This window comes from candidate division TA06 bacterium (genome assembly GCA_016235665.1).
Classification (GTDB): domain Bacteria; phylum Edwardsbacteria; class AC1; order AC1; family EtOH8; genus UBA5202.
Map to the genome: position 1 here is coordinate 252,121 of JACRJI010000012.1, position 24,202 is coordinate 276,322.

Annotated in this window: 21 protein-coding genes; 18 read left to right on the forward strand and 3 right to left on the reverse strand. The window is 54.8% G+C overall.

From position 1 onward, the window contains the following. Window positions 1–294: 294 nt before the first annotated feature. The 8 genes from HZA73_07825 (at window position 295) to HZA73_07860 (ending at window position 10,083) form a co-directional block, all read left to right on the forward strand. Window positions 295–495, forward strand: a complete 201-nt coding sequence (locus HZA73_07825; GenBank protein MBI5805938.1) for a winged helix-turn-helix domain-containing protein — start codon at window positions 295–297, stop codon at window positions 493–495. A 187-nt stretch (window positions 496–682) separates the two neighbouring features. After that, window positions 683–1,201 carry a hypothetical protein gene (locus HZA73_07830; GenBank protein ID MBI5805939.1) on the forward strand — a complete coding sequence of 173 codons (519 nt, stop codon included), beginning with the start codon at window positions 683–685 and terminating at the stop codon, window positions 1,199–1,201. 5 nt (window positions 1,202–1,206) lie between these two features. After that, the gene (locus HZA73_07835) at window positions 1,207–4,128 is read left to right on the forward strand and encodes a right-handed parallel beta-helix repeat-containing protein (GenBank protein MBI5805940.1); all 2,922 of its coding nucleotides are present in this window, start codon (window positions 1,207–1,209) and stop codon (window positions 4,126–4,128) included. 147 nt (window positions 4,129–4,275) lie between these two features. Beyond that, window positions 4,276–4,794, forward strand: coding sequence for a hypothetical protein (locus HZA73_07840; protein ID MBI5805941.1), 519 nt, complete (start codon window positions 4,276–4,278; stop codon window positions 4,792–4,794). A gap of 363 nt (window positions 4,795–5,157) precedes the next feature. Next, entirely contained in the window at window positions 5,158–5,649 is a 492-nt protein-coding gene (locus tag HZA73_07845; protein ID MBI5805942.1) for a hypothetical protein, read from the forward strand. Window positions 5,650–5,671: 22 nt separating this feature from the next. Then, on the forward strand, window positions 5,672–6,481 hold the full coding sequence (locus HZA73_07850) for a hypothetical protein (GenBank protein ID MBI5805943.1): 810 nt from the start codon (window positions 5,672–5,674) through the stop codon (window positions 6,479–6,481). A gap of 70 nt (window positions 6,482–6,551) precedes the next feature. Continuing rightward, window positions 6,552–8,972, forward strand: a complete 2,421-nt coding sequence (locus tag HZA73_07855; protein ID MBI5805944.1) for a hypothetical protein — start codon at window positions 6,552–6,554, stop codon at window positions 8,970–8,972. 25 nt (window positions 8,973–8,997) lie between these two features. Beyond that, window positions 8,998–10,083 carry a tetratricopeptide repeat protein gene (locus HZA73_07860; protein MBI5805945.1) on the forward strand — a complete coding sequence of 362 codons (1,086 nt, stop codon included), beginning with the start codon at window positions 8,998–9,000 and terminating at the stop codon, window positions 10,081–10,083. 71 nt (window positions 10,084–10,154) lie between these two features. Here HZA73_07860 and HZA73_07865 read toward each other — a convergent pair whose 3' ends face one another. From HZA73_07865 to HZA73_07875, 3 genes are all read right to left on the reverse strand, one after another. Next, entirely contained in the window at window positions 10,155–12,218 is a 2,064-nt protein-coding gene (locus HZA73_07865; protein ID MBI5805946.1) for a carboxypeptidase regulatory-like domain-containing protein, read from the reverse strand. 110 nt (window positions 12,219–12,328) lie between these two features. Further along, complete coding sequence (locus tag HZA73_07870) at window positions 12,329–14,092, reverse strand: PAS domain S-box protein (GenBank protein ID MBI5805947.1); 1,764 nt, start codon at window positions 14,090–14,092, stop codon at window positions 12,329–12,331. Beyond that, window positions 14,089–14,775, reverse strand: a complete 687-nt coding sequence (locus HZA73_07875; protein MBI5805948.1) for a response regulator transcription factor — start codon at window positions 14,773–14,775, stop codon at window positions 14,089–14,091. The genes HZA73_07870 and HZA73_07875 overlap by 4 nt, the downstream gene beginning before the upstream one ends. Window positions 14,776–15,152: 377 nt before the next feature. Here HZA73_07875 and HZA73_07880 point away from each other — a divergent pair, with 377 nt between their 5' ends. The 10 genes from HZA73_07880 (at window position 15,153) to HZA73_07925 (ending at window position 24,150) form a co-directional block, all read left to right on the forward strand. Then, window positions 15,153–15,866 carry a PHP domain-containing protein gene (locus HZA73_07880; protein ID MBI5805949.1) on the forward strand — a complete coding sequence of 238 codons (714 nt, stop codon included), beginning with the start codon at window positions 15,153–15,155 and terminating at the stop codon, window positions 15,864–15,866. A gap of 82 nt (window positions 15,867–15,948) precedes the next feature. Next, a complete protein-coding gene (locus HZA73_07885; GenBank protein MBI5805950.1) occupies window positions 15,949–17,319 on the forward strand; it encodes a hypothetical protein in 1,371 nt (456 codons plus the stop codon). A 29-nt stretch (window positions 17,320–17,348) separates the two neighbouring features. Beyond that, on the forward strand, window positions 17,349–18,176 hold the full coding sequence (locus tag HZA73_07890; protein ID MBI5805951.1) for a phosphate ABC transporter substrate-binding protein: 828 nt from the start codon (window positions 17,349–17,351) through the stop codon (window positions 18,174–18,176). Window positions 18,177–18,320: 144 nt separating this feature from the next. Next, the gene (gene pstC / locus HZA73_07895; protein ID MBI5805952.1) at window positions 18,321–19,190 is read left to right on the forward strand and encodes a phosphate ABC transporter permease subunit PstC; all 870 of its coding nucleotides are present in this window, start codon (window positions 18,321–18,323) and stop codon (window positions 19,188–19,190) included. A 7-nt stretch (window positions 19,191–19,197) separates the two neighbouring features. Then, window positions 19,198–20,112, forward strand: coding sequence for a phosphate ABC transporter permease PstA (gene pstA, locus HZA73_07900; protein ID MBI5805953.1), 915 nt, complete (start codon window positions 19,198–19,200; stop codon window positions 20,110–20,112). Between the two features lies 1 nt (window position 20,113). Next, a complete protein-coding gene (locus HZA73_07905; GenBank protein MBI5805954.1) occupies window positions 20,114–20,881 on the forward strand; it encodes a phosphate ABC transporter ATP-binding protein in 768 nt (255 codons plus the stop codon). A gap of 22 nt (window positions 20,882–20,903) precedes the next feature. Further along, window positions 20,904–21,380: a hypothetical protein gene (locus tag HZA73_07910; GenBank protein MBI5805955.1), complete on the forward strand. Its 477-nt coding sequence runs from the start codon at window positions 20,904–20,906 to the stop codon at window positions 21,378–21,380. 198 nt (window positions 21,381–21,578) lie between these two features. Continuing rightward, window positions 21,579–22,205, forward strand: coding sequence for a DUF47 domain-containing protein (locus HZA73_07915; GenBank protein ID MBI5805956.1), 627 nt, complete (start codon window positions 21,579–21,581; stop codon window positions 22,203–22,205). Next, entirely contained in the window at window positions 22,205–23,200 is a 996-nt protein-coding gene (locus tag HZA73_07920; protein MBI5805957.1) for an inorganic phosphate transporter, read from the forward strand. Before HZA73_07915 ends, HZA73_07920 begins: the two co-directional genes overlap by 1 nt. A 155-nt stretch (window positions 23,201–23,355) precedes the next feature. Further along, the gene (locus tag HZA73_07925; GenBank protein MBI5805958.1) at window positions 23,356–24,150 is read left to right on the forward strand and encodes a phosphate ABC transporter substrate-binding protein; all 795 of its coding nucleotides are present in this window, start codon (window positions 23,356–23,358) and stop codon (window positions 24,148–24,150) included. Window positions 24,151–24,202: the final 52 nt, after the last annotated feature.

Genomic DNA, 24,202 nt, shown 5'->3' on the forward strand with positions numbered 1-24,202 from the left:
CTAAAAATGGTCGGCCCGGAAGCATTATTATCAATGATAAATTATTTATCAGATATGATCACACTCCTGGTTATATAAATAATTTGATGTAACTATAAAACTAATTCCAGTTACGCCTTCTATCGGGCAAATAGGAGCAATGTAATATAAGAGATAAGAAAACAAGGGTTTGCACCTGATATTCTCAATGATCCGCCTAGTTCTTTTCAAAAAGATTATGGTAAAAGTTTTATCATAATCTAAGCTATGTTTATTGGCATAGATTATGCAAATATAGTTAAGTGGAGGTTTGAGATGGATATTGCGGAGATTGGCGGAAATGCGGGATTGGTTTGGAAAGCACTGAATCAAAAAGGTTCCCAAACCGCAACCACACTTAAGAAACTTACCGGACTTGATGACAAGAATTTATGTCTTGCCTTGGGATGGCTGGCCAGGGAGGGGAAGATAATTTTTCACTCCGAAAAACGCAGCATCATGATAGTTCTCAAATAGGCCTTGGATCATTCCCGCCATCCTGATCAATGTACTTTAATACATTGGGCAACACTAAGGCGGGATTTTTGTCTAAAAATGGAAAATGCAGGTTGGCTGCAAACTTTAGAAAAATATTTTTCCGGAAGCCGGTCAATATAAAAACTATCCCAGGCCATTATTAAAACCATATAAAGCGCGGGTAATCATGAAGAGAAATATTTTTATCATTGTATTTATCCTGATGTGTCGCGGAGTTTCCCCGGCCCAGGTGAATTCTTCGCTGACGATAGATTTTAAAAACCCGGCTCTGATGAGCATGGAAATAGACCGGGCGCAGATATCGGTTCAGCTTACCAAAAACTTTGCTTCGGGACCGGTGGCATTGAGCAGTCCGGTGTTGGTCACCATAAAAAGCAATGTGCAGTGGGCGTTGACCGCTACTGCCAACACCGATTTCCTATGCATTGATAATGCCTTGAATACCATTCCCTGCAGCCAGCTGGAATTCAAGTCGCGGCTAAGCGGCAGTACCGAGAATGTCCGGGAACAGCAGGAAGAATACCTGAGTTTTGCCAAGGGCCAGGCCATGACCATCGCCCGGGGCGATGCCACGCCCAATGAGGGGCTGCATATCCTGGTGGAATACCGGCTGGTGACCAATCTTAAAAATCCGGCCGGGAATTACAGCCTGCCGCTGATATTCTCCTTGAGCCCATCCCAATAGTAATGATGATCGTTCGGTTATACATAATGCTGATGCTGTCGGCTGGCATTTTAGCTCCGCTGACAGGCTGGGCTGTTCCCTTAACCGGCCAGTGGTCCGCCGGCATGTCCGGCAGAAAGGGCAGCGGGGGCCCCGACGCCTACGGCTACAGCTACATCGACAATAATCCGGTGCAGGCCGGCAGCCCCGCCTATGCTTGGATCGACACCACCGGGGCGGGCTGGACCACGGTTACCGGTCTGGGCGACGACAATTTTTCGGGGCCGTTCAGCATAGGCTTCACTTCTCCATTCCCATATTACTGGAATAACGCCACTCAGTTTTGGGTGCATGCCAACGGCGGCATCTCCCTGTCCCAGCCGTTAAGGGGCTGGACGCCTTACGTAACCGGAGAGAACGGCTTTCCCAACCTGGCCAAGCCCCAGGACCTGGTGGGCGGGTTGGGCATTGATCTTGATTTTACCAACGCCGGAAAATGCAAATACCGCTCCCGCAACGATTCACTGGTGGTAAGCTGGAACGGGGTGCGGGGCTGGAACACCACGGCCTGGTACAATTTCCAGATACTGCTGACCAGGGCCGACAGCTCCATCAAACTGCAATACAACCGCATCGACCCGGCCTTTCCCTCGGCCAATGCCAGCATCGGCATAGAAAACAACAACGGCACGGTGGGGCTAAGTTACTATGACAATGGCGCTCCGGCTGACAATCTTCCGGCGGCGGGGCGGGCGGTCAGAATCTATCCGCCGGCCAGTTCTTCATACACTTCCATCGATGCCGGCGTGGCCTGGGCGCTTAATTCTCAAAGCGGGGCGGTGGTGGTGCATACGCTGGATATGTTCCAGCCCCAGGCGTCAGTGGCAAATTTCGGGACCGGACCGGCGGTCATTCCCAGAACCATCTGCCGGATAAGGAACGCGGCCGGAACGGTGGTCTACGCCGATACCATCCTGAACATAGCTTTGGCAAAGGGCCAGCAACAAGACACGGCCTTCGTCAAAATCTTCAACCCCACAACGGCTGGAACCTATACCCTGGTGGTGCGGACCGAAGGCCTGGCCGAAAGCCCGGCCAACCCGGCCAACGATTCTGTCACCGTGGAACTGCCGGTGGTGGCTTACCAGTCGTGGCTGCGCTACGACGACAACACTGCCGAAACTTTTTGGGCCTGGAGCGGAGCCAGCGCCACCGCCCTCAAGGGCTTCGCCAACTATTTCGAGCTGAGCCGCTATCCGGTGATGCTGGACAGCGCCCAGGTCTACATCAATTACCGCAACAAGGACAACCTCTACATCCAGATCTACGATGCCACCGGACCCGGGGGAAGCCCTGGGGCCCTGCTGGCCACCGACACCTTGAAGCTCTCCGGCAATAACCAGTACCGGTGGATGTCGGTTTCCTACACCACCCGCAACGTGACAGTGCCCACCGGGAAATTTTTCGTCTGCGCCAGGACTCCAAACCCCACAGTGCGCTTCGGTATGGATCAGGCCGCACCCGTTTCCCGCCGGAGCTGGGAGTTCACCGGCAGTTGGACGCCCTACCGGGGGCTGGAGGGCCAGGAAGTGATGATCCGGGCCAATGTTCACAAACCAAACAACTCAGCAATCTACGTTGACGCAGCTTTCGGCAGTGATCTTAACCCCGGCACCAGCGCATTGCCATTGAAGACCATGACCCACGCAGTGGAGGTGATCAGCAGCACCGATACCTGCTATGCCCGCAGCGGCAGTTACACCGGACGGCTGACATTCACCCCGCGGCATTCCGGCACCGCCGCCAACCGGACTGTGATCACCGCCCAAGCCGGGCATACTCCCCTGCTTTACGCCGGCGGGGCGGACGGCTCCGTCATCGACAGCGCAGCTTCCTACATTACCTTCAGCGGATTCACGGTTTATCCCGGCAGCGTGGTCTCGGCCTATTTTCAGGATGCCAATAACGTGCTTTTCACGAAAAACCGGGTTTACGTTCCCACCATGGGCTACGGCCTTTTGGCGGTGGGCTTGACCGCATCTCAGATCAAGGGCAACACCGTGGGGCCCTCCGCCGACAACATCAATCCAGCCGAAGGAGTCTATCTATGGGGAACGGACCAGGTCAGGATCGACAGCAACCGTATCTCGGGGATGATCGATGCCGGCATAGTGTTGGACTCGGACACCCGCACCACGGTCAGCCGCAACCTTTCTGATCACTGCTTTTTTGGGATAGACCTGTGGGGCAGCAGCGGCGACTCGCTCTACAACAACACCTTTGACGGCAACCTTAATTCCGGCATCCATGTTCAGGGCATCAGCGGGACGTTGGTCATCCGCAATACCAACAGTACCAACAATATTTATGGCATCTGCTGGGACAGCTCCGGGTCGGTTTCCAGCGACTACAATAATATCTGGAACAACACCTACAACTACAAAAACCCGCAAGCTCCGGGAGACACCAACGTTGTCCCGGCCGGCGTTCACGACATCTCGGCCGACCCCCAGTATACTGCCGCTTATCACCTGCTGTCCGCCAGCCCCTGCCGCAACGCCGGGATCCCGGTGGGCCTGCCCTACCTGGGAACCGCTCCCGACATTGGCGCCTACGAGGACTGGGCCAAACTCATGGACGCTGACGGAGCATACCCCGGAGGCTTGAGCCCGCAATTCGGCTTAAAGCAGAACCGGCCCAATCCGTTCGTCCGGGCCACCACCATCACCTATCAACTGCCGGCCGCGGGGGCGGTGAGCCTCAGGGTCTACAACATCACCGGACAGCTGGTGAGGAGCCTGGTAAGTGAAGTTCAGAATCCCGGGGAGCACAGCGTAAACTGGGACGGGAGGGACGCCGGCGGACGGACGGTAAGCGCGGGCGTCTACCATTACCGGCTGGTAAGCGGCGGCCAGACGCAGACGCGGTCGCTGCTGTACATCAAGTGATCCAAAACTTGTTATTTAGGGAACAACATAAACATTAATTAATAACCAAAAAGAAAGGAAACGCATCTTTGGGAAAAGCATTCCTTATCAGCAAGGCCTTGCTGAAGGCAACTAAAAAAACAATAGAATAGAAAGGAAACTAAAACCATGAGGAAATCATTACTGATCATAGCGGCGTTGATGCTGGCAACCAGCATGGTATGGGCCGATGCGATCACCGGACCTTCACCGGTATCCCACAACGTTACGGTAACCGTGATAGTTCCGGGACGGCTGGGTATCAACATTCCAGCTATCGAGCATAACTGGACGCTTGACCTGGCATTAGATCCGACCTATCCGCCGGCCGCCCTGACCCCGTACCTGATCACCAACAATGCGACCGTGCAGATCATCTCCAACAATGCCTACACTTACGGCTACACCGCTTCCATGACAACGACATTGACCAATCTGACAGTGGGCGACTTCCAGTATGACGCCACCGGCTGGATCCCTGGCTGGGTAGGCTGGCAGAACTTCGGCGCGGCCGGCACCTTTGAGACCAGTCTGGCTGCGACCGCTGGCTGGGTCAACCGCAACATGATGTACCGGGTCAACCTTGACGGCACCGAGGCCGTGGGCACTGGCGTAATGACCCTGGTGCACACCATTACCCAGCCATAATTATCACTACAGGCAAATGACAATTGGGGGGGCGCCATCTAAAAAAGCGCATTGGAAATTCTCATCCCGGCCCGGATCGAGGAATCGGGCCGGGGTGATGGGCTTTATGGTGGCGTTCCCCTCAGTGCATGATAATTGATGCAGAGCACGTTGATCAGAGAGAACCAACGGGACAGCACCGGGTGACCTGGGATGGGCGGGATGCCCAAGGCTTGCCGGTCAGACCCGGCACTTGTTATTTTCGCATGCAGGTTTGAAATCAGCAACAGATGCGGTGGCTGCTGTTTAATCTATAGCGGCACAAGTTAAACTTTAAACTGAAAAAGGTAGCAGGAAATGAAGAAACTACTAATTCTTCTTGCCATGTTGGCAGCAGCCACCGGCACGGTATGGGCCGATGCAGTCACTGGCACGTCGCCGGTATCCCACAATGTAACCTTCACCGTGATCATCCCGGGGCGGCTGGGCATCAACATTCCTGCGGTCGAACATAATTGGACGCTTGACCTGTCACTTAATCCGTTATACCCGCCGGCTGTGACCACCCCTTTTGTGATCACGAACAACGCAACCGTGCAGATCCTATCCAACAATCCGTACACTTATGGCTACACGGCCTCCATGACCACCTCCCTGGCCAATCTGACCGTGAGCGATTTCCAGTATGATGCCACAGGCTGGATCCCCGGTTGGGCCGGCTGGCAGAGCTTCGGGGCGGGCGGCACATTCCAGACCGGGCTGACAGCAACGGCAGGCTGGGAGAACCGCAACATGATGTACCGGGTGAATCTTGACGGCACCGAAGATATCGGCACTGGAGTAATGACCCTGGTCCACATTATTACCCAACCGTAATTACAACTATAGGTACAGGTATATGAAGACGAGCGGGCATCATCTGAAAAAGATCATATTGACAATCTTTATCCTGACCATGGTTGTGGGATCCGGCCGGGGGCTGGGCTTTTTGGTGACCCCACCCCGCTGTGAATTGACGATGTCTTCGGGTCAAAGCCAAACCGTGATCATAAACATAATCAATAAAGACAGCACTGCACCGCTGAGGTTAAAGGTTTCGGTCAAAGGCTGGGAGAAAGAAAAAAACGGCCAAATCACCTACTATGATCCCGCCGGCAAGAACCGTTCCTGCGGAAACTGGCTGGAGGTCAATCCCTCCGAATTCGAGATGCCGGCTGGCGGTCTTGAGGCAGCGAGGTTTACCGTTACCGTACCGGAAACGGTAAACGGTTCATATTGGGCAATAATTTTCTTTGAGAGCCAGCCAGACACAATGGTAAAAACCACCGTGGGGGTTAGGTTTGTAGGCCGGGTGGGCGTTTCGGTGTATGTCAACATCGACGGCACCCTGCAATATCAGTCGGAAATGACGGGATTATCCTATAAAAGAGGGGGATATAAAAAGCACGAGTTTAAAGTGGGAATCAAGAACGGCGGCAATGCATATTTCAGGCCCAAGGGCACAGTGGAGATCAAAGATGCCGCGGGCAAAAAGATAAATACCACACCTTTTCCCGATGACCTGGTAGTCCTTCCCGGTGCGCAGAACGACATAAAAATAATCATCAATGAAGTGATCCCACCGGGACACTACACAGCCAATATCACCATCGACTGCGGGCAACCGGAGCTGCTGGAGGGCGAGACCTCTTTTGAGGTTGTGCCTTGATAAGGCATTTGCTTTCAACCCGGCCCGGCCGCCTGCATCTGCCGGGCTTCCTTATTTATAAGGACTAAGCATGGTCCGCTCAGTCTACATAGCGGCCTGGCTGTCGGTCCTTTTGGTGTTGGCCGGGTTTAACCAGGCCCGGGCTTATAATTTCATGAATCTGGAATACCGCGACTACCTTTATCAACCCAGCGGGCAGAGGTATTATCAGGCTTATTATCGCATTGGTTCCGACCAGACTGCCGGGGATTTTCGCACCCGGTATTTTTTGGAATTCAACGACAATGCAATCAGGGATCCGGCCTTGAACCGGATCGAGATGCAGTTCTCGGGATGGAAATTCCTGGGGGGAAGGTGGGACGCCAGTCTGGGCGATATCACCATGTCCCCGGTCTCCCCGGGCCAGAGTTCGGTTTCCCTGCGAGGGGCCAAACTGGTGACCGGATGGGGGCAGAAGATTTCCGCCGAAACATTCGCCGGAAGGATACCGGACCTTTATCGCCGGGCCAATTTTCCCACCTTCAATAACAATAATATCTTAATTTCCCAAGGGATCAAGGGGATATTATCCAAACAATTTAATTTCAGGTCCAGATTTTCCTACCGCTGGGATAAAAAGGCCGAGCTGTATTACAGTTATCTTAAGGTCAGGGACCTTTACGAATGGGCCAACCGGGTGGAATGGGATCTCCGCCCAAACTTAAGGGGGCAGCACCAGCTGGCTTTAAGCCATAACCGGGATTTTAACGGCATCCGGCATACCGATATCAGCGGAAGCAGCAATTGGGAATATTTCAACCCCTGGTTCCGCAGCTCGGCCGATTACCAATACCGGGGCCCGGGCTACATCAGTTCCGCCAACGACGGCAGCGGTTGCGGAGAAAACCAGCTGGCGTTTTCCTCCAGCTGGGTGCTGCTGAAAAAGGCCACTCTTTTAGGCAACTACAGCCAAAAATGGGTAAAGGCTCCGGAGGACACCACCCTGTTCTGGAACCAGTTTCAGAAGTGGGGCACCGGCATTCAAACGGCGATCCCCCGATGGCCCTTGTTCAGCTATAAATTCGACCGTTATACCTGGGGATACCACCGGGGCCGGAAGACCTTTCAGGATATGGTGCAGTATACCAACAGCTTTGAACTGCAGTACAACTGGCGGCTCTATCTTTGGCGGCTGGGTTATCAGCTGCAGGAGTCCCGGGATCTCATTGCCGGAAGCCAGAGGCTCTGGCACCAGGGATCGTTGACCGGAGGTTACCGCATGGGGAGCTTTGGGCTGAACCTGGATCAAAGGGTCAGCCGTTATAACAGCCCCAAGCAATTGCAATGGTCACAGAATTTCGGTTTTGACCAGCGCTGGGGCCGGCTGCTCAACACCTCCTTCTCGGCTAACTGGTGCCAGGGCAACTCCGAAACCTACCACTGGAAGACCGAGAACTGGGGCTGGAGCCTTAAGGCTGGGACGGACCGGACCAGCGGATGGAACCTGTCGGCCGACCTCGGCCAGAACTATTATTATTATTCCGGTATGGGCCCGGTGGTCAGGAACACTAACTGGGGGTTCAAGCTTGAGCGGCGCTTTGACGGCTGGGGCCAGCTGGTGAGCCTGGGCCAGATAAACGGGCGGGTTTACGAGGACGCCAACGGAAACATGACCTATGACAACGGCGACAAGGGTATTCCCGGAATACCGATAATGATAGACGGGAAACAGGCCGCCAAGACCGGCCGCAGCGGAGAGTACCGGGTATTGGGGGTGGCCGCCGGCAGCCATTCGGTGAAAATGGACATTTCCCAGCTGGACGCCGGGATGGATCCCAGCATCGGGGGCCAGCGCCGGTTCACCACCTTCGGGGTCTGGGGCCCCAGAGTGGATTTTCCCCTGGCCCCTCTCAACGAGATATATGGCAACGTTTTTTTGGATGAAAACCGCAACGGCATCCGCGATGAGGAAGATGCCGGACTGCCAGGGGTATTTGTGCTGATGGGAGACAACCGCCGGTTTACCGCCAGCGACAATGAAGGGGATTTTATCTTCCATAATGTCCAGCCGGGAAGATACCGGGTCTTTATCGATCCCCGCTTCCTGCCCGACACACTGGCCGTGACTGGGGAGCAACAGCGTTTCATTGAAGTAGAGAACAAGAACGATGTAGGCGGCCTTTACTTCGGGATCGGCAAAAAGGTAAGGCCGGTAAGAAAGATGGTCTTCGCTCCATCCCAAGTGACGGAACCCAGTCCAAAAACCGTTCCGGTAAGACCGGGCCGGTCTAAAACCGGCCAGCCGGCCAAACAAATCTCCAAGGCTTCGGCGGAAGAGATTAAAAGGCTGTATGACCAGGGAATCAAACAATATTCAACCGGAGATTACCAGCGCGCCATGACCACCTGGAACCAACTGCTTAGGATTGATCCCGGAAACGGCGAAGCCAGAAAAAACAGGGACAGGACCAAAGGGAAGTTGGATGCCCTGCAGAAGATCAAAGGCCAATAGCATGAATAGAACATCAAGAAAAAGTATGAACCGCATTTTATTTGCCATAGTATTTTCAGCCATGATGATCCAACTGGCCGCCGAGGTTCCGGCTCAGGCCACGCCCGGCCTGATGGCCTGGCCCAGTAAGATCGATCTATCGGTCAAGGCTGGCGGTGCCAAGACCGGTTATGTAAATGTGCAGAACCAGGGTTTGAACAAAGTGCGGCTAAAGGTTAACATAATGAACTGCCGGATGTCCGAGGATGGGGCGATAATTTACACCAACAAGAACGTCTCATTCGGCTGCAGCCAATGGCTGAAGGTTGAGCCGGCGGAATTCAGCCTTTCACCCCGGGCCAGCCAGCAGGTACTATACTCCATAGAAGTCCCCCAGAGCGCCCAGGGCACCTATATGGCGGTGATTCTTTTTGAGACCAATGTTTCAAACGGCGACTATCAGAACCTGCCTGGTGCGCTGGTAGTTGAGAATGTGCCGGGAACGGGCCAGAAAAGGGCAGACCTGACGGAGCTTTCCTTTCAAAAAGGCATTGACGGGGGAAACGCCAATGCAGTGCTGGGGATCAGCAACTCCGGGTCTATGATATGCAATCCCACCGGCACACTGGAGGTCACCGATCTCAAACGGGGCGGTAAGACGAACTTTGCCATCAACCGGGAAAATGAACCAGTGCTGCCAGCCTCTATGCGACGCTTCCGTATCCCGCTGGAAGGGCTGTATAACGGCCAGTATAAAGTGCTGGCGGTGGTGGACTATCAGGGCAGCGAGATACTGCAGGGCGAGGCCACGGTGACCATCAATGCCGGAGAGCTTATATCCCAAAGCAACCGGATGGCCACCGGCCGGGCCAAGGGAGGAGACCCGGCATCGTCCGAAGGACAAAAGAAGACTGCCGGGCCGGCCGAGCCGAAATCCTCTTCTTCGCTTTCTTCCGCCGAGATCGAGTCCCTGAACCGGGAGGCGGTGAAATTATATTCCGATGGGGATTATGAAAAAGCTTTAGCCCAGTGGCAGAAAGTGCTGCGGGCCGATCCAGGTCACAACGGAGCAAAGAACGGGGCCGAACGCGCCCGGAAGAAAATTGAAGCCTTGAAGAAGGCCAGGGGATAACAGATACTGAGGGCTAATGGTAGAAAAAAACCGGTTTGCAATGCAAACCGGTTTTTCATATTGGCAGCGAATTACCGCAACAAAAGCACTTTATGCACCAATCGTTCATCTTTGGTTTGCAGCCGCAAAAAATAAACGCCATTGGGCAGTCTCCTTCCGCCGTCGCCGGTTCCATTCCAAAGGAAAGGATGTATGCCGCTGGTCATCCGGCTGACAGGCATAATCGATCTGACCTGCTGCCCTGAGATGTTGTAGACCGAGAGGCTGGCCGGACCTGGTTTAGTCAACTGTATATTGATCATTGTTCGTTGGCTGAACGGATTGGGGGCGGTACTGAGAGACATTCTGCCGGTCAAAATATCACCGGATATATCATTGCCTTCAACCCCGGTAGGGGAGTTAAGGATTGCCGTGACCGAATCACGGACAGTGCCCGTTTGATCGAACACTTTCACCAACGCCCGGTAGGTTAGGCTGCTGTCCAATCCGGCGTTATTAAAGATCAACCGGATGCTGTCGCTGTCCGGCGGGGTAAAACTGCCGCTGGTTTTGGATAAGGTCAGCCAGGGCGCATTGTGGGGGCGGATATCATACCCTACCAGCCGGTCGGTTGCATCCTGCAGCAGGCCCAGCAGGATGCCCCGCCCCGGCACCAAACCGGTGCTGAAGGTGGCGCCTCCAGCGCAGGCGTTGGCCGGGTCGGCGGCCTGGCACTGGAACGAAACTCCGGTATAACTGCCGGAGGAAGGGTCTAACTGGCTGGCTTGAACCTGGGGAAATCCATCCTGGCTGAAGACCCAGAGCCAGGGGCCGTCGGGAGCGGTGGCATCCAGGGCCAGGCCGAAGATGTTCTTGCTGTTGGGCCAGGAGTTTGCCAGGCTTCCGTCGCGGTTTACCAGGCGGATATCATCGGAATAATTGGCGGTATAAAAACAGTCGGCCGCCGGATCATAAGCAAGTCCCCGGCAGGGGCTGGTATGGGCGTATATCTTCAATCCGGTGGGCGCACCGCTGGCAGTGTCTATCTGTTCTATCGAATCGCCGGAAGCTGCGTAAAGGTAAGAGCCGTCAAAACACAGATCGCGCCAGCCCCAGCCGTTTCCGGAAGGCTGGGGATAGCTGGCCAGCAGGGAGCCGCTTTTATCAAGCTTGTAAAGATAATTGGGATCGGAGGCGGGATCGCTGGCCGCTCCAGACACCCACAAATTAGTGCCGTCGTATTCCACCCCCAGGCAAAGGTTGTCGCCGGTGAGGCCGCTTACCTCCAGACCCCAAAGGGAATCGGAGAACGATTTGCTTTTAGCCGTCTGCTCCGGCCATTCCACAGTATATTGCAGGTCCCTGGTTCCGCCTATCTCCAAATGAAGGTATTGGGTGGAATCGATCGAATTCGGGGACAGGAGAACGCTGACCGATTCCGCCGGGTTCAAAACTACCGCGGGGTAGCCGAGGGAAAAGTTCACCGCTATTGTCGCACCTACCGTGAGGCTGACGGCGGTCACCACGGAGTCAAAGTAACCCGCCTTGCCGGCCGTAATGGTATAGCTGCCGACGGGGGCCGAGGGGAAAGCGTAATTGCCGGAAACAGAAGTATCTGACAGAAATACACCCGCGCTGGCGGCGGTGATGACCGCCCCGTCCAGGGGGATGCCCCCGGCGTTGTCATCAGTGACAAAACCCTCGATCCGGCCGGTATATTCAAAGGTGGTGAACTCCTGCTGCAGGGTGTCGTTGAAAGGGACTTCGTCCCCGGCCAGGACCAGGCAAGCCGTGGCGGTATACTTCATCAGCGATTCCGGAGCGAAGGAGGTCCCTAAAACAAGCTGCTTTCCAGAACCCGGGGCCAGGCTGTCGGTCATCATCAGGGAATCGAAATAGACCCTTTGGGCCAGGCTGTCCTCTATGGCAAAGTAAGCCCAAACGCTGTCCTCGTAATAAATGCCAAAATTCTCCAAAGTGAAGGCCGGGTAAAAGGGCATTCCCGGCGGCACCAAAAGGTCGGCCGGAGTATCGATGGAAACGACTGCCAGGTCGTGTTCCACCCCCGGCCCGTAATTGTCCTGCCGGATTACTGCGGCCGGAGATAGTGATGAGGCTGCGGCCGCCAGCATAATAAGGATAAGAAAGTTTCTCATTTTTCTAATGGTAAAATTAAAGGGAATCATTGGAAACCAATATACAATACAAATAACACTTTGTCAATCGTGAATAGTGTTGCGGTGGTGATCACCCAGCCATGTCAGTTTTAACTGAGGCTGGCCAGGGGGATATTGATCCAGAAACGGCTGCCTTTTCCCAAAACGCTTTCGGCTCCGGCACTTCCCCCGTGAAGCTCGGCGATGTGTTTGACGATGGCCAGTCCCAGGCCGGTACCGCCCATTTCCCTGGACCGGGCCCGGTCCACCCGGTAGAACCGCTCGAACAGGCGGGGCAGGTTTTCCCGGCTGATGCCGGGGCCGTCGTCGGATACCGTCAGTATCAGGGCATTTTCCCGGATCTCGGCCGCCAGGTCTATCCGGCTGTTTGGGGGCGAGTACTTGACGGCATTGTCCAACAGGTTGCCCAGGGCCGAGAACATCTTATCGGGATCTATCTGGACTGGCTGCTGACCGGTCCGGTCATCGGTATGAACCAGATGGCTCTTTTCGGCGATCCGGGGTTTTAGATTATCAACGGTCCGTTCCAGCAGGGGGCCTACAATAGAGGGGATCTTATTGAGGGTGTAATTACCCGACTCAATGGCTGAGAGTTCCAGCAGGTCGTTAACCAATTTGCTCATCCGCAGTGATTGGGTGTGGATCCGGTTAAGAAAATCCTCCAGCTGTTCCCGGTTGTTCAGGGCGCCGTCCAGCAGGGCTTCGGAAAAACCATTGATGGCCGAAAGCGGGGTCTTGAGCTCATGGGAAACGTTGGCCACGAAATCCTTGCGGATCCGTTCCAGCATCTTCAGCCGGGTGATGTCAGAAGACACCAACACCCAGCCCCGGGGGCCGTCCTGGTTCCTGATGGCGGCTATCCGGACGATGTAATATCTTTTTTCCCACTCCAACTCGATCCATTCCCGCTGTTCCTTTATCAGCTGCTCCATGATGGGGCTGCGGATGGCCTCCAAAAGCAAGCGGCCTAAAGCCTGCCGTGGGTCCAGCCCAAACATTTCGGCGGCGGCATGGTTCACCATCCTGATCACCTGACGCTGGTCCAGGGTTATCACCCCTTCGCTCATTCCCTCCAGCACCGCGGCCAGGTTGCTTTTTTGCTCGGACAGGTCGTTGACCGTGCCTTCCCAGGACTGGGCTAGCTGGTTAAGGGTCCGGGCTACCAGGGCCGTCTCCCGGCTGCCTCTGGTCATGGGCGCCCGGGCTTTCAGATCGCCGGATGAAAGCCGGCAGGCGGTCTGTTCAACATCCCTGATGGCCTCGATCTCGGGGTGCCAGGCCAGGCTGACCAGCAGCCAAAGCAGGGCCGCGCTCAGAACCAGCCCGATGATTACCCCCGCCAGCAGGTGTCTCTGGTAATTTATCAAACCCTCCCAGGGCCAGGCTATCCGGCAATAACCCCACAGAGTGTTTCCCCGTATGATCGGAACGGCAAAATAGATCATCTCCACTTTAAGGCTCCGGCTGTACCGCACCGTATGGCCCTGGCCTTTTTGTCTGGCCTGGGCGACCTCCGGCCGCCCCAGATGGTTGTCCATGGCCTTTAGCCCGGCAGCATCCTCATCCGAATCGCCCAGCACCCGGCCCAGGCTGTCGATGACGGTCACCCGTTTGGCCAGGGCTGCGGCCTGGACCTGGGCCAGGGAATCAATGTTGGCTCCCGGGTCATCCGCCAGCTTTTGGGAGATCACGGAACTTATCAGCTGGGCCTGTCCCTGCAGCCCGTCCAGGGCCAGGCTCAGCAGGTGCTGCCGGGTGTTGAAATAAAGGTAAAGGGAGAATCCGCTCAACACCACCAGGACCGAGACCAGTCCGGCCGAGGCCAGTTTTATTTTAAGGCTGGGGTGCTTCATTCTTCCTCTTTAAGTTTGTATCCGAAGGATTTGACCGTCAGGATGGCCGCGTCCAGCAGGGGGATCTTTTTCCTCAGATGCCGGATATGGACGTCCACCGTCCGGTTGCCGCCGTAGTAGTCCTGGCCCCAGACGGCATTGAGGATCTGGTCCCGGGAGAGCACCCGGCCGGGGCGCTTTAGCAGGTACTCCAGCAGGCCGAATTCCTTGGCGGTCAGTTCCACTGCCTTTTTGCTGACGCTGACCAGGTGGCGTTCTCCGTCCAGGATTATCTTTCCGTAATTCAATACTGCCTTGGCTTCCTCCGGGGGCTGGTTGCGGCGGAAGACGGCCCGGATCCGGGCCATCAGTTCCTTGGGGCTGAAAGGCTTGGTCAGGTAGTCGTCGGCCCCCATCTCCAGGCCCACAATCTTGTCTGTCTCCTCTGCTTTGGCGGTCAGCATGATGATGGGCAGCCTTTTGGTGGCCGGCTCGGAACGGAGGATCCGGCAAAGTTCCAGGCCGTCCATCCCGGGCAGCATCAGGTCCAGCACCAGCAGGTCCGGGGGCTGGCGGTGGATGCGCTCCAGGGCCCGTTGGCCGTCGGAAATGGACTCGGACCTGAAGCCGTCCTTTTTCAGATAATGCTCCACCAGGTCGGCGATGTCCCGCTCGTCCTCCACTATATAAATAAGCTTGCTCATATTCCCCCCGGTTAAAATTGTTTTTTGAAAACCGCTATATGATAATGATAATAAAAAACAGGGCCATTGTAAAGTGAAAAAGAGGTGAAGGCAATGTTAAGGGGTGGTTAATTTCCCGCCAAACCATTTTACATTAAATTAACATAAGCCATACGGGGAAGAAACGCAGCCGGGTTATATTTGCTCCGTAAACTTAAAAGGGATGGTCGGGATGAAAAGTGAAGCGACATTTTTGGTACGTTATGGTGTGGTCATAGTAGGAGTGTTTTATCTTTTGTTGCTGGCCGGCCTACTTATTCTTAGCGGAATTTGCGGACCGGAGCCCGTCAGACAAAACCGGCTGCCAAGCCGAAGCCCGAAAACAGGAGGCAATTAATATGGGTAAAGCCGATCTTCACATTCACACCAACTATTCGGACGGTTCCGCCACCGTGATGCAGGTGCTGCGCCGGGCGGTGGAAACGGGACTGGACACCATAGCTATCACCGACCACAATGAGATCGCAGGGGCCGTAAAGGCCCGGGAACTGGCGGAGCGGTGGGGCCTGAAAGTAGATGTGATCGTCGGGGAAGAGATCACCACCTCGGACGGGCATGTGGTGGGACTTTACCTGAAAGAAAGGATCAGGCCCCTGATGACCGCCCGGGCCACGGTGGACGAGATCCACCGCCAGGGCGGGTTGGCGGTAGCGGTGCACCCGTTCTCGCTCTGGCTCAAGCTTTTCAAATGCGGCGGAGTGGGGCGGCTGGCGGAGCAGCTCCAATTCGATGCCATAGAGGTGGCCAACGGAGCCTTGACTGAAACCTTCAGCAACCGGTACACCAAGGCCTATAACAGCAAGGTGGCAAAGCTGGCCGGGGTAGGAGGCTCAGATGCCCATACCATAGAGGCTTTGGGGCAGGCTTATACGGTGTTTCCCGGCCGGGGAGCCGCCTGGCTGAGGGAAGCGATAACTCACAAAGCCACCAAAGATGTGATAACCGGTTCCCAGTTTAAAGCCCTGTTGGATTTCATCGGAGATCATTTAAAGGGCAAGCTCGCCCTGTATGGTTCGCAGGGCGGGGCCCTGGGGCAGGTCGATCCGGCTTAACACGCTTTTAATCTGGCGGGAAAGCGGACGAAATATTATAAATATATAATTACGGCATTGAACTGCAAAAAGGAAAATAAAAATGAAAAAGAAAAAGAAAAAGAAAGGAACCACCATGGGATTCAACAAGGTCGTTTTAACTGGATTGGCGGTGCTGGCAGCCGCCAGCCTGGCCTCGGCCCAGACGGCCAGGAAGGCCAAACCGGACTCCACAGTGGTGGAGCTAAAGAAACAGGTGGAGTATCTCAGTTCAACGGTCAATGTCTTGAACCAGCAGTTGAGCGCGACCAAGTTGCAGATGGAACAGATTTCTTCCACTGCCGGGCAGAACACCAACACCGAAGAGCAGGTGTCTGTGGTCTCCGACCGGGTGAACGGGCTGGATGAAAGGCTGTTGACCGCCGAGAGTTCCATCGCGGGACTGAGCAAACTTAAAGTATCGGGCTATCTCCAGACCAGGGCTGAATACTTCAAGAACATCAAGATAGACACCCTGCCCAACGCCGTGGACAAAGGAGCAGACTCCAGCTGGTTCTACGTCCGCCGGGGCCGGATCAAATTTGTTTATACACCCAGCACCACCTCCCAGTATTGCATCTACCCCGACTTCTCCAAGAATACTGTTTCCCTGAAAGAGGCCTGGGTAACCCTGTCCGAACCCTGGACCCCGATGGGCTTCAAACTGACCATGGGCCAGATGAACTGGCCGTTCGGGGTGGAGATAGAAAGGTCATCCTCGGTGCGGGAGCTGCCGGAACGCTCCACCGCCTCCGGTAAATTGTTCAAAGGCGAGCGCGACCGCGGCGTAAAATTGTCGTTCACTCCGCTGACCAAAATGGGACCGCTGGCATCGCTGGTAGTGGACCTGGGGGTTTACAACGGCTACGGCATTGACAACAGCACCTTTACCTGGAACGACCCCACCAAGCCCAAGGATTTCATCGCCCGGGCCAAGGCCGACCTGGGGGTGGTGGCCCTGACAGCTTCCTATTATGACGGCAGCGAGAAGACCTCGGCTACCTCCACCAATTACTACAAGGGCCGGCTGGGCGGTTCGCTGGAAGCCTATTACCAGTTCCTGCCCATCGGCGGAACGGCTTTGCTGGCCGAAGGCGTCCAGGGCATTCAGACCGGCAAAAAGGTGCTGGGCGGATATGTGATGCTGGTTCAGAACATCGGGAAAAAGTTCGGTCTGGCTTTCCGGGCCGACACCTACGATCCCAACACCTCTTCCGACACCACTTTGTACGGCGGGACCGCCAACGACCTGAAGTACGACCAGACCTCGAATCTCTCGGCGGCCTTGAATTACTGGTGGGATGACGCGGTTCGCTTTACCCTGTCGGCCGACCGCACCCTTTACAACACCGGCATGATGATCCTGGACCAGCACCCCAAGTACAAGACCTACCAGACCGACCGGCTGATCGCCCAAATGCAGATCAAGTTCTAAGAATAAAAAAACATTAAGGAGAAATTAAAATGACCAAAAAAATAATCATAATCGCGATGGTGGCATTGATCGCAGTAATGGGCGGGGTGTCTTTGGCCGGGAAGGCCATAACCCTGAAGGGATCGGACACCATGCTGCTGCTGGGCCAGCGCTGGGCTGAGATTTACATGGAAAAGCATCCGGGGGTGGTGATCCAGGTCACCGGCGGCGGGTCGGGGGTGGGCATCGCCGCCCTGATCAACGGCGCCACCAACATCTGCCAGGCCTCCCGCAGCATGAAGGATTCGGAAAAACAGAAACTGCGGGACCGGTATTTCAGCCTGGGATACGAGATCCCAGTGGCCAAGGACGGGGTGACCCTGTATCTTAACGAAAAAAATCCCATCAACGAGCTGACCCTGGACCAGATCAAGGATATCTACACCGGGTACACCACCAACTGGTCGCAGCTGGGAGGGCCGGACGCCAAGATCATCGTCTACGGCCGCGAGAACAGCTCGGGCACCTATGTATTCTTTAGGGAAGCGGCCATGAAGAACGCCGATTACACATCCAGCATGCAGTCCCTGCCGGGCACCGCGGCGGTGGTCAATGCCGTGGGTAAGGATGTCTACGGGATAGGTTACGGCGGAGCCGCCTATGCCAAGGGCGTCAAGGAAGTGGCCATCAAGACCGCCAAGGGCAGCTTTAAGCCCACCACCGAAACCGTCAAGAGCGGACAGTATCCACTGGCCCGGAACCTTTACTGGTACCTGCAGGGCAAGCCTTCCGGTGAGATGAAAAAAATGGTGGACTGGGTCCTCTCTCCCGAAGGACAGGAGATAGTGAAAAAAGTCGGGTATTTTACGATAAAATAAACCGGTCAATGTTATGAATAAGCAATCCAGGGGACTTTGGCTATTCCATTGTTCCCTGGATTTGGGCATTATCAAAGGGAAATATTTATGAGCCTCCAGAAAAAAAGATTCAAATACCTTGGAGAATCGCTGATAGAGGGCAACATCAAGTTCACCGCCATACTGGCCATCATAGCGGTGTTCCTGATATTCCTGTTCATCCTGCGGGAGTCATTGCCGATCTTCTTCAGCCGGGAAGTGATGAAGGAGATAACCTTTGGGAAGTTCTTCAATGGAATTGAATGGCAGCCGGTGTCGGACAACCCCCGGTTCTCGCTGTGGCCGATAATATTGGGCAGTTTAAAAGTGACCCTGATAGCCCTGGTTTTTGCGGTACCAACCGCTGTCGGAGCGGCACTGTACAGCTCGGAGTTCGCCGGGCGCCGGCTCAAGGAGTTCATCAAACCGGTGGTGGAACTGCTGGCCGGGATCCCCTCGGTGGTGCTGGGTTTCTTTGCCCTGATAATAATGGCCTCTTTCCTGAAAAACATCTTCGGCTGGACCTACCGTCTGAACGCGGTCAATGCCGGCATCGCCCTGGGATTTGCCGTTATCCCGGCCATCTATTCGCTGGCCGAGGATGCCATCAATGCCGTGCCCAGATCTTTCCGGGAGGCGGCCCTGGGGCTGGGCGCCACCCCCTGGCAGACCGCGGTAAAAGTGGTGCTGCCGGCGGCCCTGCCCGGGGTCTCGGCGGCGGTGCTGTTCGGCATGGGCCGGGCGGTGGGCGAGACCATGGTGGTGCTGATGGCCGCCGGCAACGCCCCGCTGTTCTCCTTCAACCCGCTGGAATCCACCCGGACCATGACAGCCACCATCGCGGCCGAGCTGGGAGAGGTGGTATTCGGAGGCGGCCACTATCATGCCCTGTTCTTTATAGGCCTGACCTTGTTCCTGGTCACGTTTGTGATCAACACCGCTTCCTGGGTCTTGTTCGACAGTCTGATGAACAAACTGTATGGAGCAAAGAAATAGGCGGCATATGAATTATCAGACAAAATTAAGAAAAATCGGCGACAAGGTAAAGATCGGCCTGACCGGAACGGCGGTCCTGTTGATATTGGCCATCCTGGCAATCATCCTTGCGGCTGTGATAGCCGGCGGTTATAAAAGCCTGAGCTGGGAGTTCCTGAGCCAGCCGCCCCGCGACGGCATGACCAAGGGCGGGATCTTCCCGGCCATATTCGGGATGGTGTTCTCATTGATCCTGATGCTGATCGCGGTGGTGCCGGTGGGCGTGGCCACGGCCGTTTACCTGCACGAGTACGCCCGGCCAGATTTTATATTGACCAGGTTGATCCGGGGGGCGGTCAACAACCTGGCCGGGGTTCCTTCCATCGTTTTCGGCCTGTTCGGGCTGGGTTTCTTCATCCAGTTCATCGGCAACGGGATCGACCGGTCTTTGGGACAGAGCGGACTGTTCGGCCAGCCCTGCATCCTTTGGGCCTCGCTGACCCTGGCCCTGATGAACCTTCCGATCATCATCGTGGCCACCGAGGAGGCCCTGAGAGCCATTCCCCAGGCGGAGCGGGCCGGGGCCCTGGCCCTGGGGGCCACAAAATGGCAGACCATCCGGCATGTGGTGCTGCCCCAGGCCATTCCCGGCATACTGACCGGCGTGGTGCTGACCATCAGCCGGGGAGCCGGCGAGGTGGCGCCCATCATGTTCACCGGGGCGGCCTATTACCTGCCTTACCTGCCCAAACTGCCCACCGACCAGTTCATGACCCTGGGCTATCACATCTTTGTGATGACCACCCAGTCACCGGACATAGACGCCACCGTGCCCATAGCCATGGGCGCCACCCTGGTCCTGCTGGCATTGACCTTTTCACTGAACATCATCGCCATCATCATCAGATCCCGCACCAGAAGACAGCTTAGCAAAGGAAGATAGAATGGAAACAAGGGAAAACCGCTTGGAAATAATTGATTTCAGCCTCTTCTACCACCGCACCAAGGCCCTGGAGGAGATCTCCATGGACATTCCCGAAAAAAAGGTGACCGCCATCATCGGGCCGTCGGGCTGCGGAAAATCCACCCTGCTGCGGTCCATCAACCGGATGAACGAGCTGATAGAGGGAGTGACCACCGAGGGGGAGATATTGCTGGACGGGGAGGACATCTATCACAAAAACATAGATGTGGTGGAACTGCGGCGCAAGGTGGGGATGGTCTTTCAGAGGCCCAATCCTTTTCCCAAGTCCATTTACGAAAACGTGGCCTTTGGGCTGAGGATGGGCGAGAAAGCATATTCCAAGGGCAGACTGGAGGAAGTGGTGGAGCAATCGCTTAAGGAGGCGGCCATCTGGGACGAAGTCAAGGACCGGCTGCAGCGCTCGGCCATGGAGCTTTCGGGCGGGCAGCAGCAGAGGGTCTGCATCGCCCGGGCCCTGGCGGTGGAGCCGGAAGTCATCCTGATGGACGAACCGGCCTCGGCCCTGGATCCTATAGCCACCGCCAAGATCGAGGAACTGATCTTCAAACTGAAGGAAAAATACACCATCGTCATCGTGACCCACAACATGCAGCAGGCGGCCCGGGTCTCGGACCAGACGGCATTTTTGATGCTGGGCAAGCTGATAGAATACGGGGATACTTCGACCATATTCACCAAGCCTCGGAACAAGACCACCGAGGAATATATAACTGGAAGATTTGGTTAATATATAGAAAGGAGAACGGAAAATGAATATTCTTATAATACACTATGGTCTGGACCAAAAACAACTTATCATAGTGGATGAAATAAGAAAAGACCTGGATTGCCAGGTGGAGGAACTTAAGGCTGGGAAAAGCTTTGCTTTATGGAGGATAATCAAGTATTTTCTAAAACTTCCGTCCAAAGCCGATACTTTGAAAAATGAAACTTTGTGGTATGAATCCATAATCCTATGTTTTACTACTGGAGGCATAGAACTGCCACCAGAGATAAGGGCTTTATTAAAGGAATACCGTTACAGCCTACGGAACTTGGCTTGTCTAATTTTCACCTCAAGATCCCAAGGGGTCAAGGACACTTTATTGGAATCAGTGATACAGCTGGCTGGTGGCAGGCCGTTGGCTTGGTGCGAAGTCATCGGGGATAGTTCTGCAAACACCCAGGAAATTAGAGCCTTTGTTCGAAAAATTCAAAATCTCGGGCATTACAACCAGAAAAGATAGCTTCAACTATCCTGCGAGGAAAAAGATTACAAGGACGGCAACCAAAACCGTCCTTGATTTTTTTTGATATTCAATCGAACAAAATATCGTCTCATGTATTTCATTGATAAATTCGTTAATAGTATAGAAATTAAACCGGAAATATGATACAATGATCTTAACGAATCAATCAGCTATCAAACAATTCTGGAGGCAAACATGGGTTTCTCCCTGATCCCCAAGGAAGTGCAGTTTTTCGATCTTTTTGACAAACAAGCCGCTGTGATCAACATCGCCGCCAAAAGTTTCAAGGAGCTGGCTGTCAGTGGGACCTTCGATGATGCCGGCATCGAGCGGATGAAGGACATCGAGCACCAGTGCGACGAGATCACCCACGACATCATCGACAAGCTCAACCGCTGTTTCATCACTCCCTTTGACCGTGAGGATATCTACAAACTGGCCCTCGAACTTGACGACTTGGTGGACATGCTGTACAGCGTGGCCAAGAGGATGCGGCTATACAAGATAAACGGGGTCCACCCGGACATGATCAAGTTTTCCGAGCTGATAGAACAGGCGGTCGGCTGTCTGGGCAAGGCCCTGAATAGTCTTCGCAACAGCAAGCACCACAAACCCATTTTAGTCTGCTGTATCGAGATCAACCGGCTGGAGAACGAGGGCGACCACCTGCGGGATCATGTGATAGGCGATCTTTTCGAGAATGAAAGTGATGCCATGGCGGTCATGAAATGGAAAGAGATCTTTGAAGGTGTGGAAACCTGCCTGGACATAAGCGAGGATATCAGTAACATCATAGAATCCATACTGGTGAAGAACGCCTGATGCTGCCGCTTATAATATTTTTGATATTGTTGGCCTTGTTCTTTGATTTTTTGAACGGTTTCCACGACTCGGCCAACTCGATCGCCACCATTGTTTCCACCAGAGTGCTTTCGCCGCGCCATGCGGTGCTCTGGGCAGCTTTTTTCAATTTTGTCGCTTTCCTGATATTCAAGACCCATGTAGCCAGCACCATCAGCAAGGGGATCGTGAGCCTGGGGACCATAGATTCCGCAGTGATCTTTGCCACTTTGGTGGGGGCCTGCCTGTGGGACCTGATTACCTGGTATTTTGGCCTGCCCACCAGTTCCTCCCACGCTTTGATGGGCGGCCTGATAGGAGCTGCCCTCCTTAAGACCGGCGCGGAGTCGCTGATTTGGTCTGGCATATTAAAAACAGTGGCTTTCATCTTTATTTCGCCATTATTGGGTATGGCCCTGGGGCTATTGAACGGAGTGGCTGTACACTGGTTATTCCGCCGGGCGGTGCCCAGCAAGGTGGACCAATTTTTCCGAAAAGGGCAGCTGGTTTCAGCCGCATTCTATAGCCTGGGCCACGGCGGCAACGATGCCCAGAAAACCATGGGCATCATTGCCGGGTTAATGGTCAGCGCAGGCTACATGGCGAAGGATTTTAATGAAATACCGCTTTGGATAGTGCTGGCCTGTCATTCGGCCATCGCCATAGGCACCATGTTCGGCGGCTGGCGGATAGTGAAGACCATGGGGCAGAAGGTGGCCAAGTTGCGCCCGGTGGACGGTTTCTGCGCCGAGTTTGGCGCCGCCACATCGTTGTTCATCTCCTCGGCCCTGGGCGTTCCGGTCAGCACCACCCACACCATCACCGGAGCCATAATGGGAGTGGGCTCGCTTAAACGTATGTCGGCGGTACGTTGGGGAGTAGCCGGCCAAATAGTATGGGCTTGGGTTCTGACCATTCCCTGTTCGGCCCTGATCTCTGGGGTGGTATACTTCATAATCAAAAAGGCGGGAATCTAAAAAGATCGTCATTTTTGCCTTAATCAAAAGAGGGTGCAGGTGCCCCTCTTTTTTTGTTTAACACGGATTTAACATTGTGCTAATGCCCTTAAAATATTGGAGTAATATACTCATCATGCAAAGGATCAACCAATTCCAAACCAAGAGGAGGCAAGATGATTAAACTGCTTAGGTCACCATTGATGGTGCTGGTAACTGCAGTCCTGATATTAGGCTGCGGCAAGAATAAACAATCCATCACCCTGGCCGGCTCCACCGCTTTCCAGCCCTTCGCCGAGAAACTGGCCGAGCAGTACATGGCGGCCAATCCCGGGGCTTCGATCACGGTCCAGGGCGGCGGCTCGGCAGTTGGCATCCAGTCGGCCCTTTCCGGGGCGGCCCAGATAGGGATGGCCGACCTGGTGAACCTGCCCCCGGAAGCCAGGGAACTCAACGCCACCATAGTGGCCAGGGACGGCATAGCGGTGGTGATAAACCCGGCCAATAAAGTGAAAGATCTTACCCTCGACCAGCTTCGGGACATCTTCAACGGAAAGATCAAGAACTGGAAGGCAGTCGGAGGGGCGGACAAGGACATCACCGTGGTCTCGCGCGAGGCCGGCTCCGGCACCAGGACATCGTTTGAAGAGATAGTGACCGGGATAGACCTAAGCGGGAACGCCCTGATCCAGGACTCCAACGGGACCATCCGGGAAACAGTGGCCAACGACGCCGGAGCCATAGGCTACCTTTCCCACGGGCTGTTGAACGAGAAGATCAAAGCAGTTCTTTTGGATGGACAGGAATGCACAACAGAAAAGATCATGGCTCAGAAATATAAGCTGGTGCGGCCGATATTCCTCTTGACCAAGGCTCAGCCCGGAGCCGAGGTTCAAAGCGTGATAGATTACATCCTTTCTGCCGAGGGACAGCAGACCATCCAGCAGAACGGACTGATCCCGGCCAAGTGAAACTAATTCCTGAATACGGAATACTGAATTTTGAATACTGTAGTTAGTAACA

Bases quoted from the DNA above. Each gene is read 5' to 3' on its own strand.
- HZA73_07825 (MBI5805938.1), top strand. From the start codon at position 295: ATGGATATTGCGGAGATTGGCGGAAATGCGGGATTGGTTTGGAAAGCA.
- HZA73_07830 (MBI5805939.1), top strand. From the start codon at position 683: ATGAAGAGAAATATTTTTATCATTGTATTTATCCTGATGTGTCGCGGA.
- HZA73_07835 (MBI5805940.1), top strand. From the start codon at position 1,207: ATGATCGTTCGGTTATACATAATGCTGATGCTGTCGGCTGGCATTTTA.
- HZA73_07840 (MBI5805941.1), top strand. From the start codon at position 4,276: ATGAGGAAATCATTACTGATCATAGCGGCGTTGATGCTGGCAACCAGC.
- HZA73_07845 (MBI5805942.1), top strand. From the start codon at position 5,158: ATGTTGGCAGCAGCCACCGGCACGGTATGGGCCGATGCAGTCACTGGC.
- HZA73_07850 (MBI5805943.1), top strand. From the start codon at position 5,672: ATGAAGACGAGCGGGCATCATCTGAAAAAGATCATATTGACAATCTTT.
- HZA73_07855 (MBI5805944.1), top strand. From the start codon at position 6,552: ATGGTCCGCTCAGTCTACATAGCGGCCTGGCTGTCGGTCCTTTTGGTG.
- HZA73_07860 (MBI5805945.1), top strand. From the start codon at position 8,998: ATGAACCGCATTTTATTTGCCATAGTATTTTCAGCCATGATGATCCAA.
- HZA73_07865 (MBI5805946.1), bottom strand. From the start codon at position 12,218: ATGAGAAACTTTCTTATCCTTATTATGCTGGCGGCCGCAGCCTCATCA.
- HZA73_07870 (MBI5805947.1), bottom strand. From the start codon at position 14,092: ATGAAGCACCCCAGCCTTAAAATAAAACTGGCCTCGGCCGGACTGGTC.
- HZA73_07875 (MBI5805948.1), bottom strand. From the start codon at position 14,775: ATGAGCAAGCTTATTTATATAGTGGAGGACGAGCGGGACATCGCCGAC.
- HZA73_07880 (MBI5805949.1), top strand. From the start codon at position 15,153: ATGGGTAAAGCCGATCTTCACATTCACACCAACTATTCGGACGGTTCC.
- HZA73_07885 (MBI5805950.1), top strand. From the start codon at position 15,949: ATGAAAAAGAAAAAGAAAAAGAAAGGAACCACCATGGGATTCAACAAG.
- HZA73_07890 (MBI5805951.1), top strand. From the start codon at position 17,349: ATGACCAAAAAAATAATCATAATCGCGATGGTGGCATTGATCGCAGTA.
- pstA (MBI5805953.1), top strand. From the start codon at position 19,198: ATGAATTATCAGACAAAATTAAGAAAAATCGGCGACAAGGTAAAGATC.
- HZA73_07905 (MBI5805954.1), top strand. From the start codon at position 20,114: ATGGAAACAAGGGAAAACCGCTTGGAAATAATTGATTTCAGCCTCTTC.
- HZA73_07910 (MBI5805955.1), top strand. From the start codon at position 20,904: ATGAATATTCTTATAATACACTATGGTCTGGACCAAAAACAACTTATC.
- HZA73_07915 (MBI5805956.1), top strand. From the start codon at position 21,579: ATGGGTTTCTCCCTGATCCCCAAGGAAGTGCAGTTTTTCGATCTTTTT.
- HZA73_07920 (MBI5805957.1), top strand. From the start codon at position 22,205: ATGCTGCCGCTTATAATATTTTTGATATTGTTGGCCTTGTTCTTTGAT.
- HZA73_07925 (MBI5805958.1), top strand. From the start codon at position 23,356: ATGATTAAACTGCTTAGGTCACCATTGATGGTGCTGGTAACTGCAGTC.